Origin of the sequence: Reyranella sp., from assembly GCF_017305915.1 — a bacterium.
GTDB lineage: Bacteria > Pseudomonadota > Alphaproteobacteria > Reyranellales > Reyranellaceae > Reyranella.
In genome coordinates, this window is sequence record NZ_JAFKJN010000022.1 from 13221 (window position 1) to 27767 (window position 14547).

Here is a 14547-nt window from a genome sequence, read left to right on the forward strand (position 1 = left end):
AAGGGGGATAAAAACATGACGTTTGGAAGACTGATCCGGCGGGCTGCCCTGGCGGGCCTTGCGGCTGCCGCCGTTGCCACGCCTGCGTTGGCGCAGAAGACCAAGCTCACCGTCTACACCGCGCTGGAGAACGACCAGCTCGATCCGTTCAAGAAGGCGTTCGAAGCCGACAACCCGACGATCGAGATCGCCTGGGTGCGCGACTCGACCGGCGTCGTGGCGGCCAAGCTGATGGCCGAGAAGGACAACCCGCGCGCCGACATCATCTGGGGTCTCGCCGCGTCGAATGTCGGCCTGATGGCCTCGGTGGGCATGCTCGAGCCCTATACGCCCAAGGGTGCAGAGGCGCTGAAGCCTTCCTTCCGCAGCGGCAAGTCGCCGGACACCTGGGCCGGCATGGACGCCTATCTCTCGGTCGTCTGTTTCAACACCGCCGAGGCAGCCAAGGGCAAGAAGGCCAAGCCCGCGAGCTGGGCCGATCTCACCAAGCCCGAGTACAAGGACTCCATCGTGATGCCGAACCCTGCCTCGTCGGGCACCGGCTATCTGACCGTCGCCGCCTGGCTGCAAAGCATGGGCGAGGAGGCGGGTTGGAAGTTCATGGACGGGCTGCACCAGAACATCGCGCAGTACATCCATTCCGGCTCGGCGCCCTGCGTGCAGGCGGCCAAGGGCGAGCGGCTGATCGGCATCGGCCTCGACACCCGCGGCGCCTCGGAGAAGACCAAGGGCGCGCCGATCGAGCTGATCCTGCCGAAGGAGGGCCTGGGCTCGGAGCTCGAGGTCACGGCGATCGTCAAGGGCACCAAGAACCTCGAGGCGGCCAAGAAGCTCGCCGACTGGGCGGTGACCAGGAAGGCCAACGAGCTCTACGCCAAGACCTATCCGATCGTGGCGCTGCCGGGCATCGTCAACCTGCCGCCCAACTATCCGGCGGACATCGAGAAGGCGGCGGTCAAGAACGACGTCGAGTGGATGGCCAAGAACCGCGACCGCATCCTGGCGGAGTGGACCAAGCGCTACGACGGCAAGTCCGCGCCGAAGAAATGAGCTACCTGGAGGTCCGTAACCTCCACAAGCGGTTCGGCGATTTCACCGCCCTCGGCGACGTCTCGCTCGATGTCGGCGAGGGCGAGTTCGTCTGCTTCCTGGGACCGTCGGGCTGCGGCAAGACCACCCTGCTGCGCGCCATCGCGGGCCTCGATCCGCAGACCTCGGGCACGATCCGCCAGAAGGGACGGGACGTGTCGGCGCTGCCGCCTGCCGCGCGCGACTTCGGTATCGTCTTCCAGTCCTACGCGCTGTTCCCCAACCTGACGGTTGGCGACAATGTCGGCTACGGGCTGGTGAGCCGGCGCCAGAAGAAGGCCGAGATCGCCAAACGCGTCAGCGAGCTGCTGGCGCTGGTCGGCCTGCCCGACGCCGGCCCGCGCTATCCGGCGCAGCTTTCGGGCGGCCAGCAGCAGCGCGTCGCCCTGGCCCGGGCGCTCGCGACCTCGCCGGGGCTGCTGCTGCTCGACGAGCCTCTGTCGGCGCTCGACGCGCGCGTGCGGCTGCGCCTGCGCCACGAGATCAAGGCGCTGCAGCGGCGGCTTGGCGTCACCACCATCATGGTGACGCACGACCAGGAGGAGGCGCTGACCATGGCCGATCGCATCGTGGTGATGAACCAGGGCGAGATCGAGCAAGTGGGAGCGCCGCAGGAAATCTATCGCCAGCCGATGACGGCGTTCGTCGCGGACTTCGTCGGTGCCATGAACTTCCTCGACGGCGTCTTCGCCGCGCCTGACCGGGTCCAGGTCGGCAGCGTGTCCCTCGCCTGCCCGCCGCAGGACGGGCTCGCGCCGGGAAACAAGGTCCGCCTTTGCATCCGGCCGGAGGATGTGCGCGTGCGCGACCTGCCGGCCGACGTGCCGAACCGACTGACGGTGGAGGTCGGCGAGCTCGATTTCGTCGGCGCCTTCTGCCGCGCCATCCTGCAGGCGAACGGGGTGGCGTTGACCGCCGATTTCTCCAGCAACCTGATGCGCGATCTCGGCGTCGAGCGCGGCCGCACGCTCGACATCGCCCTGCCGATCGACCGGCTGCGGGTATTCGCCGCGTGAGCCTCGCGGCGCCGATCCAGCGGGTGCGGCTGTCGCGCGACGACCTGCTGATGCGGATCGGCGTTTGCGTCGTCGCGGTTGCGCTCCTGGTCATTGTCGGCCTGCCGCTGTGGTCGCTGCTGGTCAAGGGCTTCGAGGACCGCGACGGCAAGTTCGTCGGACTGGCCAACTACATCGCCTACTTCTCGACGCCGGCATTGTTCGCCTCGGCCTTCAACAGTCTGTACGTCGCGCTGGTCTGCACCCTGATCGTGGTGCCGATCGCCTTCCTCTACGCCTATGCCCTGACCCGTGCCGTGCTGCCGCTGCGCTGGCTGTTCCAAGGTGTGGCGCTGATCCCGATCTTCGCGCCGTCGCTGCTGCCCGGCCTGGCGCTGATCTACCTGTTCGGCACCCAGGGCTTCTTCAAGTCGTGGCTGGGTGGGGGACAGATCTACGGCTTCGAGGGCATCGTCATTGCCCAGGTCTTCTATTGCCTGCCGCACGCCATGCTGATCCTGGTGACGGCGCTGGCGACCGCCGACGCGCGGCTCTACGAGGCCGCCGATGCTCTGGGCGCGTCCAAGCTCCGCGTCTTCTTCACCGTCACCTTGCCGGGCGCCAAGTACGGCGTGATCAGCGCCGCGCTGGTCGTGTTCACCCTGGTGATCACCGACTTCGGCATCGCCAAGGTGATCGGCGGCAACTTCAATGTGCTGGCGACCGACGTCTACAAGCAAGTAATCGGCCAGCAGAACTTCTCGATGGGCGCGGTGGTCGGCATGGTGCTGCTGGCGCCGGCCGCGCTCGCCTTCGCGGTCGACCGCTTCGTGCAGCGCAAGCAGGTGGCGCTGCTCACCGCCCATGCCGTGCCGCTGGTGCCGCGGCCCAAGCTCGGCCGAGACGTCTTCTACACCCTGCTCTGCGCCGTCGTGGCGGCCGGCATCCTGCTGATCCTCGGCATGGCGGTGTGGGGCTCGTTCATCAAGTACTGGCCGTACAACCTCGAGCTGACCTGGGCGAACTACAAGTTCGAGGCTTTCGATGCCAACGGCTGGGACAGCTACTGGAATTCGATCGTCATGGCGCTGGGGGCGGCGGCGTTCGGCACGGCGCTCACCTTCACCGGCGCCTGGCTCGCCGAGAAGACCCGGGGCTTCTTCCTGCTGCGCGACCTGGTGCGGCTGCTCGCCTTCCTGCCGATGGCGGTGCCGGGGCTGGTGCTGGGCCTGGGCTACATCTTCTTCTTCAATGCCGCGGCCAACCCGCTGAACGTCATCTACGGCACCATGGCGATCCTGGTGGTCAACACCGTGGCGCATTTCTACACGGTCGGCCATCTCACCGCGACGACGGCGCTGAAACAGATCGACCCCGAGTTCGAAGCGGTGTCGGCCTCGCTCAAGGTGCCGATCTGGCGCACCTTCGCCCGCGTCACCGCGCCGATCTGCCTGCCGTCGATCCTCGACGTCGCGATCTACCTGTTCGTCAACGCCATGACGACGGTGTCCTCGGTGATCTTCCTCTACTCGCCCGACACCAAGCTTGCCTCGGTGGCGGCGGTGAACATCGAGGAGGCCGGCACCACGGCGGCGGCGACGGCGCTGTGCGTGGTGATCGTGGCGACCTCGGCCGCGGTGAAGGCGCTGCATCTGCTGTCCGACCGCTTCCTGCTCGGCCGCCTGCAGGCCTGGCGTCGGCGCTAGAGCATATTCCATCCGGCCGGAATCGGCCGGACGGAATATGCCTGCTGCAACAGGCAACACCCGTGCGCTCTAGCGGTCTCTGTACCAGAAGCCGAGCAGGAAGCGGTCGTCCCTGCGGCCGCCACCCTTGCGGCCCTGTGCCTGAACCTCGTTCAGGTGCTCTCCGTGCCGCGCCATCCATCTGTCGAGCAGGCGCTTGGCCACGTAGCCTATGGACAGGAACGTGCCGAAGTAGACGACGGCCGTCACCAGTGCGCGCATGACCGGCGGATTTTACCGCGTTTTGCGCTAGGGTGCGACCGGACAGGGAGGACGAAAATGCGCCGACTTCTCGCCGTGCTGGCGATCCTGCTCGCGGCTCCCGCGGCGGCGGCCGACTATCCCAAGCCGCAGGAAGGCAACTGGGTCGCCAAGGACTTCAAGTTCCACACCGGCGAGGTGATGCCCGAGCTGAAGCTGCATTACCGCACGATCGGCGATCCCAGGAACCCGGTCGTGCTGATGCTGCACGGCACCGCCGGCTCGGGCGCCAGCCTGCTGACGGCGGGCTTCGCGGGCGAGCTGTTCGGCGCCGGCCAGCCGCTCGATGCCACGAAGTACTTCATCGTGCTGCCCGATGGCATCGGCCACGGCAAGTCGAGCAAGCCGTCGGACGGCCTCAAGACCAAGTTCCCGAAGTACGACTATGCCGACATGGTCGACGCGCACCACCGCCTGCTGACCGAGGGCCTCGGCATCAAGCGTGTGCGGCTGGTAATGGGCAATTCGATGGGCGGCATGCACGCCTGGCTGTGGGCCGGCATGTATCCCGGCTTCATGGATGCCGCCGTGCCGATGGCCTCGCAGCCGACGCCGATGGCGGCGCGCAACTGGATGATGCGCCGGCTGATCATCGACACCATCAAGAACGATCCCGACTGGCACGGCGGCAACTACACCAGCCAGCCCAGGAGCGTGCAGCGCGCCGCGGTGTTCTATGCCACCGCCACGTCCGGCGGCACGCTGGCCTATGCCAAGCTGGCGCCGACGCGCGAAGCGGCCGACAAGATGCTCGACGAGCGGCTGGCCGCGCCGTTCACCGCCGACGCCAACGACTATCTCTATCAGTGGCAATCGTCGGGCGACTATGACCCGACGCCGCTTCTGCCGCGCATCACTGCAAAGGTGCTGCTGATCAACTCGGCGGACGACGAACGCAACCCGCCCGAGACCGGCGCGGCCGAGCAGGCGATGAGGCAGGTGAAGAACGGCAGCGTGTATCTCATCCCGGCGAGCACCGAGACGCGCGGCCACGGCACCACCGGCAACGCGACGTTCTACACCAAGCCGCTGGCGGAGTTCCTGCAGGGCCTGCCGGCGGTGCGCTGACGCAAGATGGAACAGCGCCTCGCGCCAATGCCGCTCTACACCAACCTCGATCGCATCGAGCTGGGACTGGCGGCGCAGGGCATCGGGCCGCGGGCCGCGATCCGACCCGAGCAGCTCTTCGCGCTCGACCAGTGGCACTATCACGGCACCGAGGCGATCGCGGCGGCTGCGCGTGCCCTCGGCCTGACCGCGCGCAGCCGCGTCCTCGACGTCGGGGCGGGGGTGGGCGGCCCGGCGCGCTATCTTGCCCATACGGTCGGCTGTCATGTGACGGCGCTCGAGCTGCAGCCGGAGCTGCATGCGATCGGTGCCGATCTGACGCGGCGGACGGGGCTCGGCGATCGCGTCACGCATGTCTGCGGCGATGCGCTGACCTACGTTTTTCCCGACGGCTGCTTCGACGCGGCAGTGAGCTTCCTCGCCATCGTGCACATGTCCGACCGGCCAAAGCTGTTCGGCCGGCTGGCCAATGCGCTGCGCCGCGGCGGCGGCTACATCGAGGATCTCTGCCAGCGTGCGCCCTTCGCACCGAGCGATCTCGCCGACCTGCGCGATGTCGTCTGCGCCAACACCATCACCAGCCAGGACGACTACGGATGCGATCTTCGGGATGCGCGCTTCGGCGATATCTCGGTGACCGATCTCACGCCGGACTGGGCGCCGTTCGCCATCGAGCGTCTCGACGGCGCAACCCTCGCCTGCCTGGGCGGCGTCAGGCTCCTGGCACACCTCGCATGAGGCCTATCGTCATCGTCGGCGGCGGCGTGATGGGATCGTCGATCGCCTGGCATCTCGCCGGCCTGGGCGAGAGCAACGTGGCCGTCGTCGAGCGGGACCCGACCTATGCGCAGGCGTCATCGGCACTATCGGCCAGCTCGATCCGGCAGCAGTTCTCGACGCCGCTCAACATCCATCTGTCGCGCTACGGCATCGGCTTTCTGCGCCAGGCGAAGGAGCTGCTGGACGTCGATCTCGGCCTCAAGGAGCCGGGCTATCTGTTCCTGGCCAGCCCGGCGGGGGAGGCGGTGCTGCGGGCGAACCACGCCGTCCAGAAAGGCGAGGGTTGCGCCGTCGAGCTGCTCGATCCGGCGACTCTGGGCCGGCAGTTTCCGGCTATTTCGAGCGAGGGCGTGGCGCTGGCCTCGTACGGTACGGCCAACGAGGGCTGGTTCGACGGGCCGGCGCTGATGCAGGCGTTCCGGCGCAAGGCGCGGGAGCGGGGCGTCGAGTATGTCCATGACGAGGTCGTAGGCTTGGCGCCGCACAAGGTGACGCTGCGCTCCGGCCGCACGATCGAGGCGCGCACCATCGTCATCGCCGCCGGACCTTGGTCGGGCGAGGTCGCGGCACGGGGGGACATCGCGCTGCCGGTCGAACCGCGGCGGCGCTCGGTGTTCGTGTTCGACTGCCGAGAAAGTGTGCCGCCGCTGCCGCTCACCATCGATCCGTCAGGCGCATGGTTCCGGCCCGAGGGCCGGTTCTGGATCGGCGGCACGACGCCGGCCGAGGGCAACGACCCCTCCGGCGCCCCGCTCGAGGTCCAGCACCAGGAATGGGAGGAGATGGTATGGCCGGTGCTGGCCGAACGCGTGCCGGCCTTCGAGGCGGCCAAGGTGGTGAACGCCTGGGCCGGCTATTACGAGTACAATACCTTCGACCAGAACGGCATCGTCGGCCGCCATCCGGAAATCGACAGCATTGTCTTCGCCACCGGCTTCTCGGGCCACGGCATCCAGCAGTCGCCGGCGGTCGGCCGCGCCGTGGCCGAGCTGATCGTCCACGGCGACTACAGGACCCTGAATCTTTCTCCGTTCGGCTATGAGCGGATATCCGCAGGACGGCCGGTACGGGAGCTGAACGTGGTGTGATAGGCTCTGGGCTCGTCAGGGAGTACGCCGTGCCCGATTCGCCGCTCGTCAATTCGGACCTGCAATCCGCGCTCGCCGAGGCGCGCCAGGCCTATACCGATCGCAACCCCAAGAGCCTCGCCCGCCAGCACGAGGCGGTGGAGGCGATGCCCGGCGGCAATACCCGCACCACGCTGCACAACGCGCCGTTCCCGCTCACCGTGGTGCGCGGCGAGGGCTGCCGGCTGTGGGATGCCGACGGCCACGAATACATCGACGTGCTGGGCGAATACACCGCCGGCATCTACGGCCATTCCCACCCGGTGATCCGAGCCGCCATCGACAAGGCGCTGAACCACGGCTGGAACTACGCCGGCCGCAATCCGAACGAGGCGAGGCTCGCCAAGCTGATCGTCGACCGCATCCCGTCGATCGACCTGGTGCGCTTCACCAACTCCGGCACCGAGGGCAACGTCATGGCGCTCGCCGGCGCCCGCGTCTTCGCGCAACGCAAGGGCCGCAAGAAGGCGACCAAGGTGATGGTCTTCCACGGCGGCTATCACGGCGGCGTGCTGTACTTCGTGTCGGGCGGCAGCCCGGTGAACATGCCGTACGAGTACATCGTCGGGACCTACAACGACGTCGAGGGCACGCGCGCGCTGCTGCGCCAGCACGCCCAGGAGATCTTCGCCGTCCTGCTCGAGCCGATGCAGGGCAGCCACGGCTGCCTGCCGGGCGATCCGGCGTTCCTCCACATGCTGCGCGAGGAGACCTGGTCGCACGACATCACGCTGATCTTCGACGAGGTCATGACCTCGCGCCTGTCGCCGGGCGGCCTGCAGGCCAAGCTCGGCGTCACGCCCGACATGACGACTCTCGGCAAGTATATCGGCGGCGGCATGTCGTTCGGCGCCTTCGGCGGCCGGCGCGAGATCATGGAGCTGTTCGACCCGACCAAGCCCGACCACCTGCCGCACGCTGGCACCTTCAACAACAACGTGCTGACCATGGCGGCGGGCGCCGCGGGCTATGGCGAGGTCTACACGCCCGAGGCCGCCAATGCGCTCAATGCCCGCGGCGAGAAGATCCGCGAGCGGCTGAACGCGATCTGCCGGAAGGCGGGCGTGGCGTTCCAGTTCTCCGGCATCGGCTCGATGATGACGGCGCACGCCACCACCCGGCCGATCAAGAGCGCCGCCGACATCGCGACCTCCAACCAGGATGCCAAGGAGCTGTTCTATTTCGACATGGTCGCGGCCGGCATCTGGATCGCCCGCCGCGGCTTCGTCGCCCTCAACATCATGATCGGCGACGACGAGGCCGACCGCTTCGTCGCCGCGGTCGACGAATTCGTCTCGGCGCGAAAGGCCCTGTTACGGCCACAATGAATATTAGATAGGTAGGGCATGAACGACTCTTCCTCGAAGAGCTTCCCCCAGCCCGTCTCCGGCACGGTGACGCCGCGCTTCGGCGATGTCGCGACCTTCATGCGGCTGCCGCTGTTCCGGAACCCGGCGGAGGTCGAGATCGGCATGGTCGGCGTGCCGTGGGACGGCGGCACCACCAACCGCCCGGGCGCCCGCCACGGCCCGCGCCAGATGCGCGACCTGTCGACCATGATGCGCCGCGTCCATCACGTGACCGGCATCGCGCCCTACGAGCTCTCCAGGTGCGGCGACCTCGGTGACGCCCCGGTCAACCCGGCGAGCCTCGAGGATTCGCTGGAGCGCATCGAGCACTTCTATTCCAAGATCCACGCCGCCGGTGTGGTGCCGCTGTCGGCCGGCGGCGACCATCTGATCACGCTGCCGATCATGCGCGGCATCCGCAAAGGCCTGCCGCCGCTCGGCATGGTGCATTTCGACGCCCACAGCGACACCTGGGACAGCTATTTCGGCGGCTACAAGTACACCCACGGCACGCCGTTCCGCCGCGCCGTCGAGGAGGGGCTGCTCGATCCCAGGCGGGTGGTGCAGATCGGCATCCGCGGCTCGCTCTACAAGCGCGACGACAACGACTGGGCGGTCGAGCAGGGCATGCGGGTGATCACCATCGAGGAGTATTTCGACCTCGGCGTCGACAAAGTGATCGCCGAGGCCCGCCGCGTGGTCGGCGACGGCCCGACCTATGTCAGCTTCGACGTCGACGGCCTCGATCCGGCCTATGCGCCGGGCACCGGCACGCCGGAGATCGGCGGCTACACCCCGCACGAGGCGCAGCGCATGCTGCGCGGGCTGCGGGGGCTGGACCTGGTCGGCGGCGACGTCGTCGAGGTCTCGCCGCCGTTCGACCAGAGCGGCAACACCGCGTTGGTCGGCGTCACGATGATGTGGGAAATTCTCTGCCTGCTGTCCGAGGCGGTGGCCAAGCGTAAAGGCCGCGTTGCCTAGTTGGCGACGGTAGTTTGCGTTATCTATGGAAATATATCCGCTCGCCGGGCCATTTTCATGCACGTTTGATGTAAGGCACGGGTAAGGAGGCGAAACTACATCGGATCGACATTGCTCATGAAGATTAAGTGACCCTTCGCACGTTCACGAAACGGCTGCTGACCTTTACTCCGTATCGACTTTCGCGAACGGCCTCCAATCGGTTCGACGGAATCGAGGAGTGCTTGCGACAGTTGGCCAGGGGCGGCTACCGGCCCCGGTGCATCATCGACGGGGGTGCTCATCTCGGCTGGTTCGCCCGGTGCGCCCGCGCTGTCTTTCCGGGGGCCGAGATCCACCTGGTCGACCCCCAACCTGCCTGTGCGCCCACCCTCCAGAGATTGGCGGAGACGCCCGGCTTCCATTTTCATCCTGTTGCGCTCACGTCGGAGCGAAAGATCGCCCGCATGGTTTGCGATTCCGGACCCGACACGGGGGCGCACGTGGCGTGGGACGGCAATTTGCATCGCGCCAACACCGACGTGCAGGGCGAGACGCTGGACTCGCTGTTCGCCTCCCACGTCGATGCCGATAGCCGCGCTTTGCTGAAGCTCGACCTTCAGGGGCACGAGTTGCTTGCCCTCGCGGGCGGGCGCCAGATCCTCAAGCATGTCGAGGTCGTGCTGGCCGAGTTCTCGTTCTTCGGTCAACTCGGCGAGGCCCCGGTCAGCGATCTGGTGCGTTTCATGGACGAAGCCGGGTTCGACCTGTTCGACATCGCGAGCGTCGCCGGACGCCGCCGCGACGGCCGTGCGCGCCACGGTGACTTCGTCTTCGCCCGTCGCAATACGCCGCTGTGGACGGACCGCGGCTGGGAGTGACGGCGGCAGGGTGTCGCCGCAGAGGCTGCCTCAGCGGTAGCTCACGACCTCGTACTCGATGCCATCGGGATCGAGGAAATAGAACCGGTGGCCTGGATCGTAGTCGCCGTGATTGAACGGCCGGAGGCCCGCCGCCACCACCTTGGCTTCGACGGCTGCGAGATCGTCGACCTCGACGCCGATGTGGTTGAGTGGCCGCCCCTTGGCGAAATCGTCGGCAGCGTAGGAGACTCCGCGGCCGGTGTAGAGCGCCAGATAGTGGCGTTCCGAGCCGATATGGATGGTGCGGCCGCCGTCGCGCGCCGGACCGCGCCAGCGCACATGCCAGCCGAACAGCGTTTCCATGAGCTTCGCGGCACGTTCGGGGTCGCTGACGGTGACGTTGACGTGTTCGATCCGAGGTTCGGACATGGCTGAACTCCTGTCTTGATCGTCCCAGGCTAAAATCTCAACCTCACTTGAGGTCAAGCATGGAGAAGGTCATGGCGTTGCCGCCCCTGCTGTCGATCGGCGAGCTGTCCCGCCGCACCGGGCTGTCGGTCTCCGCCATCCGCTTCTACGAGGCTCAGGGGCTGGTGCGGGCGGTCCGCTCCGGCGGTAACCAGCGACGCTTCGCGCGCGCCGACATCCGGCGGCTGTCCTTTGCGCAGATTGCCCAGACGCTCGGCCTGTCGATCGCCGAGATCGCGGCCGAGCTCGCCAGCTTGCCGCTGGGCCGCGCGCCGACCCGTCAGGATTGGCAGGCGATCAGCCGGCGCATCCGCGGCAGGCTGCAGCAGCGCATCGCGATGCTCGAGCGCACGCGCGACAAGCTCGACGGCTGCATTGGCTGCGGCTGCCTGTCGCTCGACCGTTGCGCCCTCTACAATCCCGGCGACCGCGCCGGCCGGGCGGGCGCCGGTCCGCGCTTCCTCTTGGGGGATCGGCCGCCGATGAAGGGGCGGGCAACAACGCCCCACTAGCCGCATCCGCCGTGTCGATGTAGATCGGAGGCGGGATGGGGCGTTACATCGATACCAGTCGCGCATCTGACTGGACGCGGGAGCAGTGGCGTCGCGCGTGCGGCCGCGAAGCTCACGCCGGCATGAGCTTTCCACCATGGTGATGTCGCGGCGCCTTTATTCCTGGCTTGCGATCCTGTTCTGCGGCCTGATCGGTCTCTACGAGGTGCTGTACGTCGCCTCGTTGCTGCTGGGCGGCCCGAGGTTGGGGCCGGCGCAGTGGGTGATGTTCCCGGATTTCCTCACCCCATACGCCGCCGTGCGCGCCTTCTTCGATGGCAAGCTGGCGACGGTCTACGGCAATATCGACCTGTTCACCGAATACCAGAACGGGCTCTTCGCCGACCGCTTCCCGACCGCCGTCTACCACCGGCCGTTCCTCTATCCGCCGTTCTGGCTGATGCTGCTGTTGCCGCTCGGCCTGCTCGCCGTCGACAAGGCGGCCGCCGTCTTCTTTGCCGTGACGGCCGGCGCCTCGGCCGTCGAAAGTCGGCGCGACCCGTGGGTTTGGCTGGCGATGGCGACCTCGCCAGCGGCGGTGCATACGATCGTCTCGGGCCAGGCGACGTTCCTCGCGGTCGCGCTGGCCTACGGCGGACTGCGGCTGCTCGACCGCGCGCCGGCGGTGGCCGGCATCCTGTTCGGCCTGCTCGCCTACAAGCCGCAGATCTGCCTGCTGATCCCGGTGGCGCTGATCGCCGCGAAGCAATGGCGTGCCTTGATCTCGGCGGCCCTCACCGGCGCGGTGCTGGCGCTGGCCAGCCTCGCCGTGTTCGGGCTGCAGACCTGGCTCGACTTCATCGAGATGACTCAGGCGATCCGCGGCGAGCGCATGCACGCCTACGTGACCGAGGTGCTGATCAACTACATGATCACGCCCTATGCCTCGGGGCTGGGCATCGGGCTGCCGCGCAGCGCCGCGAGCCTGCTGCAACTCGGCTGCGCGGCGCTCGCCGTCGCGGCGACGTGGTACGCCTTCCGCCATTTCCGCACCGGCGCGGCGCGCACGGCGGTGCTGCTGTCGGCCACCTTCTTCGTCTCACCCTACCTGTTGAACTACGACCTGCTGCTGCTGATGCCGGCGGCGCTGGTGCTCTATCGTCGCGGCGCCAAGACCGGCTTCTATCCGCTCGAGCCGTTGGTCTATGCCGCGCTCTGGGTGATCCCGACCCTGACGCTCGGCCTGTCGCGCCACCACTTGCCGGTGGCGCCGCTGGTCATCGCGGCGTTCCTTGTTGCGGCGCTGCTGCGCCTGAAGGACGAAACACGATCCGCAGGTTGAGCGCGAAGTTGACCAGGAAGGCGACGCCGATGCCGGCGATCTTGGCCGCCAGCGGCGGCAGGCCGAGCCAATAGACGCCCGCCAGGGTGACGCCGAGATTGACCGCCAGTCCGATCAGCGCGACCACGAAGAACAGGGCGAAGCCCTGCGCCGATGCGCGGCCGGCGAAGACGAAGCAGCTGGACAGGGCATAGTTCACGACCGCCGCGGCGCAGAAGCTCACGGCGCCCGCCGCCGCGACGCCGAGCCCCGTGTGCAGGAGCAGGGCGAAACCGCCGGCGTCGACGATGGCAGCGATGCCGCCCGTCACGCCGTAGCCCATCAGTTTCGCCAATAGCGCGCGCATCAGGCGAGCATCGGCGCGAACAGCGCCTCGTCATAGCGTGCGATCGTCTGCCAGTCGTCGATCGGTCGCGAGGCGCGCAGCAGGACCCGGGCGCCCGCCGCGCGCGCCGCCAGCCCGTCGCGCTCGGCCCGGTCGCCGATCAGCAGGGTGGTGGCGGGCGTGGTGCCGGCCTGTCGGATCAGCGTTTCGAGGCCGCGCGGGTGCGGCTTCAGGATGCCGATGCCGGGATCGTCGGCCGTGATGACATGGTCAGCCGTGAGCTCCAGGGCGGCGAGCTTGGCCGCCGCCGGGTAGTCGGACAGCACGCCGATCGTCTTACCGTGGCGGCGCAGCCCGGCGAACAGCTCGCCCAAGCCGTCGTAGCGGCAGGCGCGCAGGTAGGGCAGCGGATGGCGGTCGATCCACTGGCTGACGATCGCCCGCACCCGCTCCGGTGGGCATCCAATCGCGGCCGCTGTCCGGGCGACCAGCGGCCCGGCGAAGTCCTCGACCCGCTCATCGCCCATCTGCTCGCGCAGACGGCGGTACTTGCGCAGCACCAGGAGGGTGGCGAGGTCGCGCCGCAGCAGCGCGTGCAGCAGCAGGTCGCGCGCCATGCGCAGCCGGAGCGGGCGCTGGCGGTAGAGCGTGCCGTCGACGTCGAACACGACCAGACGGAGGCCGTGCCAGTCGGACGGGCCGAAGGCGGTCATCGGATCGAGATGTAGCGCTGACTGGCCAAGGGCTCGAGCAACGGGATGTCGACGAAGGTCAACAGCAGGAACAACACGCCGAGCAGAGCCACCAGCACCATCAGGCCGCGCTCGCGGAACAGCTTCTCGGGCTTCTGCGCCGTCGAGCCCGGCCGCATCGACAGGCCCAGGTACCAGCCGAACAGCAGGATCACCACCGGGACGGTCAGCAGATACTCGATGCGGTACTTCATCAGGAACACCGCCAGCACGAAGGTGGAGGCGAGCGCATACGCGAAGCAGCACACCGTGAGCCTGATCTCGGAATAGCCGGCGAAGCTCGCGCGATAGCGCGCCAGCAGCTCGTGGCCGTGGCTGGCCGTGATCTCGCGATACTCCGACAGGCGTTTGGCGGTCATCAGGAAGGCGCCGCCCGCCCAGTACAGCAGGATGATCGACGACGGCGGCAGGGTCGTCGGATCGAGCATCGCCCAGCCGATCATCAGCCGCACCGGGTTGTTGATCGATTCGGAGATGACGTCGAGGTAGGGCTTGTCCTTGGTGCGCAGCGGCGGAACGTTGTAGAAGATGCCCTGCAGGCCGAAGATGACGGCGGCCAGCAACATGAGCGGGCCGCCTGCGGCGGCGAAGGCGAGACCGGCGACGATCAGGATCGCCCATTCGAGGAAGACGAAGCCCGCCTTGAGGTCCTTGCGGACGGCGGAGCGCTGCGACTTGGTCGGGTGGAATTTGTCGAACTCGCGGTCGAGGAACTCGTTGATGACGTAGTTGGCCGAGGCGATGCAGACCGCGGTCGCCAGCCCGAGCACCACGCTCAGCGCCAGCATGTCGGTGTGGACGCTGCGCAGCAGATAGGCGAACACCGCGCCGGGAACGATCAGGACATGCTTGGTGACGTGATCGAGGCGCGCGATCGCTACATAGTCAGCGAAGGTCGCAGCGGTGCGCGGCCCACTTTCGGACCGGTCCAT

Annotated in this window: 16 protein-coding genes; 11 read left to right on the forward strand and 5 right to left on the reverse strand. The window is 67.7% G+C overall.

Annotated elements, in window-relative coordinates; all coding sequences use genetic code 11:
* Positions 1-15 precede the first annotated feature (15 nt).
* From J0J01_RS21600 to J0J01_RS21610, 3 genes are read left to right on the forward strand one after another with little or no spacing between them, the layout of a single operon-like run.
* A complete protein-coding gene (locus J0J01_RS21600) occupies positions 16-1050 on the forward strand; it encodes a putative 2-aminoethylphosphonate ABC transporter substrate-binding protein (RefSeq protein ID WP_296384439.1) in 1035 nt (344 codons plus the stop codon).
* Positions 1047-2105, forward strand: a complete 1059-nt coding sequence (locus J0J01_RS21605) for a putative 2-aminoethylphosphonate ABC transporter ATP-binding protein (protein WP_296384441.1) — start codon at positions 1047-1049, stop codon at positions 2103-2105. The genes J0J01_RS21600 and J0J01_RS21605 overlap by 4 nt, the downstream gene beginning before the upstream one ends.
* Positions 2102-3790 carry a putative 2-aminoethylphosphonate ABC transporter permease subunit gene (locus J0J01_RS21610; RefSeq protein ID WP_296384443.1) on the forward strand — a complete coding sequence of 563 codons (1689 nt, stop codon included), beginning with the start codon at positions 2102-2104 and terminating at the stop codon, positions 3788-3790. Before J0J01_RS21605 ends, J0J01_RS21610 begins: the two co-directional genes overlap by 4 nt.
* Positions 3791-3859: 69 nt before the next feature.
* Here J0J01_RS21610 and J0J01_RS21615 read toward each other — a convergent pair whose 3' ends face one another.
* Positions 3860-4051, reverse strand: a complete 192-nt coding sequence (locus J0J01_RS21615; protein ID WP_296384445.1) for a hypothetical protein — start codon at positions 4049-4051, stop codon at positions 3860-3862.
* Positions 4052-4108: 57 nt separating this feature from the next.
* Between J0J01_RS21615 and J0J01_RS21620 the strand changes: the two genes are divergently transcribed.
* From J0J01_RS21620 to J0J01_RS21645, 6 genes are all read left to right on the forward strand, one after another.
* Entirely contained in the window at positions 4109-5158 is a 1050-nt protein-coding gene (locus tag J0J01_RS21620; RefSeq protein WP_296384447.1) for an alpha/beta fold hydrolase, read from the forward strand.
* A 6-nt stretch (positions 5159-5164) separates the two neighbouring features.
* Complete coding sequence (locus J0J01_RS21625) at positions 5165-5896, forward strand: methyltransferase domain-containing protein (protein ID WP_296384449.1); 732 nt, start codon at positions 5165-5167, stop codon at positions 5894-5896.
* Positions 5893-7026 carry an FAD-binding oxidoreductase gene (locus tag J0J01_RS21630; protein WP_296384451.1) on the forward strand — a complete coding sequence of 378 codons (1134 nt, stop codon included), beginning with the start codon at positions 5893-5895 and terminating at the stop codon, positions 7024-7026. Before J0J01_RS21625 ends, J0J01_RS21630 begins: the two co-directional genes overlap by 4 nt.
* A gap of 29 nt (positions 7027-7055) precedes the next feature.
* Complete coding sequence (locus J0J01_RS21635; protein ID WP_296384452.1) at positions 7056-8393, forward strand: aminotransferase class III-fold pyridoxal phosphate-dependent enzyme; 1338 nt, start codon at positions 7056-7058, stop codon at positions 8391-8393.
* An 18-nt stretch (positions 8394-8411) separates the two neighbouring features.
* Positions 8412-9395: an agmatinase gene (gene speB, locus J0J01_RS21640; RefSeq protein ID WP_296384453.1), complete on the forward strand. Its 984-nt coding sequence runs from the start codon at positions 8412-8414 to the stop codon at positions 9393-9395.
* 128 nt (positions 9396-9523) lie between these two features.
* Positions 9524-10255: an FkbM family methyltransferase gene (locus J0J01_RS21645; RefSeq protein WP_296384454.1), complete on the forward strand. Its 732-nt coding sequence runs from the start codon at positions 9524-9526 to the stop codon at positions 10253-10255.
* A 30-nt stretch (positions 10256-10285) separates the two neighbouring features.
* Here the strand turns inward: J0J01_RS21645 and J0J01_RS21650 are convergent, their stop codons facing one another.
* Positions 10286-10666 carry a VOC family protein gene (locus J0J01_RS21650; protein WP_296384455.1) on the reverse strand — a complete coding sequence of 127 codons (381 nt, stop codon included), beginning with the start codon at positions 10664-10666 and terminating at the stop codon, positions 10286-10288.
* Between the two features lie 71 nt (positions 10667-10737).
* On the opposite strand from J0J01_RS21650, the gene soxR reads away from it, so the two are divergent.
* Complete coding sequence (soxR, locus tag J0J01_RS21655) at positions 10738-11217, forward strand: redox-sensitive transcriptional activator SoxR (RefSeq protein ID WP_296384458.1); 480 nt, start codon at positions 10738-10740, stop codon at positions 11215-11217.
* Positions 11218-11359: 142 nt separating this feature from the next.
* A complete protein-coding gene (locus J0J01_RS21660; protein ID WP_296384460.1) occupies positions 11360-12538 on the forward strand; it encodes a glycosyltransferase family 87 protein in 1179 nt (392 codons plus the stop codon).
* Here the strand turns inward: J0J01_RS21660 and J0J01_RS21665 are convergent.
* The 3 genes from J0J01_RS21665 to J0J01_RS21675 are packed head-to-tail and all read right to left on the reverse strand — an operon-like array spanning position 12474 to position 14547.
* A complete protein-coding gene (locus tag J0J01_RS21665; protein ID WP_296384462.1) occupies positions 12474-12884 on the reverse strand; it encodes a GtrA family protein in 411 nt (136 codons plus the stop codon). The two genes, J0J01_RS21660 and J0J01_RS21665, sit on opposite strands and share 65 nt — an antisense overlap.
* Positions 12884-13576: an HAD family hydrolase gene (locus J0J01_RS21670; RefSeq protein ID WP_296384464.1), complete on the reverse strand. Its 693-nt coding sequence runs from the start codon at positions 13574-13576 to the stop codon at positions 12884-12886. The genes J0J01_RS21665 and J0J01_RS21670 overlap by 1 nt, the downstream gene beginning before the upstream one ends.
* Positions 13573-14547: a UbiA family prenyltransferase gene (locus J0J01_RS21675; protein ID WP_296384466.1), complete on the reverse strand. Its 975-nt coding sequence runs from the start codon at positions 14545-14547 to the stop codon at positions 13573-13575. Before J0J01_RS21675 ends, J0J01_RS21670 begins: the two co-directional genes overlap by 4 nt.

Bases quoted from the DNA above. Each gene is read 5' to 3' on its own strand.
- J0J01_RS21615 (WP_296384445.1), bottom strand. From the start codon at position 4,051: ATGCGCGCACTGGTGACGGCCGTCGTCTACTTCGGCACGTTCCTGTCC.
- J0J01_RS21605 (WP_296384441.1), top strand. From the start codon at position 1,047: ATGAGCTACCTGGAGGTCCGTAACCTCCACAAGCGGTTCGGCGATTTC.
- speB (WP_296384453.1), top strand. From the start codon at position 8,412: ATGAACGACTCTTCCTCGAAGAGCTTCCCCCAGCCCGTCTCCGGCACG.
- J0J01_RS21650 (WP_296384455.1), bottom strand. From the start codon at position 10,666: ATGTCCGAACCTCGGATCGAACACGTCAACGTCACCGTCAGCGACCCC.
- J0J01_RS21600 (WP_296384439.1), top strand. From the start codon at position 16: ATGACGTTTGGAAGACTGATCCGGCGGGCTGCCCTGGCGGGCCTTGCG.
- J0J01_RS21630 (WP_296384451.1), top strand. From the start codon at position 5,893: ATGAGGCCTATCGTCATCGTCGGCGGCGGCGTGATGGGATCGTCGATC.
- J0J01_RS21660 (WP_296384460.1), top strand. From the start codon at position 11,360: ATGTCGCGGCGCCTTTATTCCTGGCTTGCGATCCTGTTCTGCGGCCTG.
- J0J01_RS21620 (WP_296384447.1), top strand. From the start codon at position 4,109: ATGCGCCGACTTCTCGCCGTGCTGGCGATCCTGCTCGCGGCTCCCGCG.
- J0J01_RS21675 (WP_296384466.1), bottom strand. From the start codon at position 14,547: ATGGACCGGTCCGAAAGTGGGCCGCGCACCGCTGCGACCTTCGCTGAC.
- soxR (WP_296384458.1), top strand. From the start codon at position 10,738: ATGGCGTTGCCGCCCCTGCTGTCGATCGGCGAGCTGTCCCGCCGCACC.
- J0J01_RS21670 (WP_296384464.1), bottom strand. From the start codon at position 13,576: ATGACCGCCTTCGGCCCGTCCGACTGGCACGGCCTCCGTCTGGTCGTG.
- J0J01_RS21625 (WP_296384449.1), top strand. From the start codon at position 5,165: ATGGAACAGCGCCTCGCGCCAATGCCGCTCTACACCAACCTCGATCGC.
- J0J01_RS21665 (WP_296384462.1), bottom strand. From the start codon at position 12,884: ATGCGCGCGCTATTGGCGAAACTGATGGGCTACGGCGTGACGGGCGGC.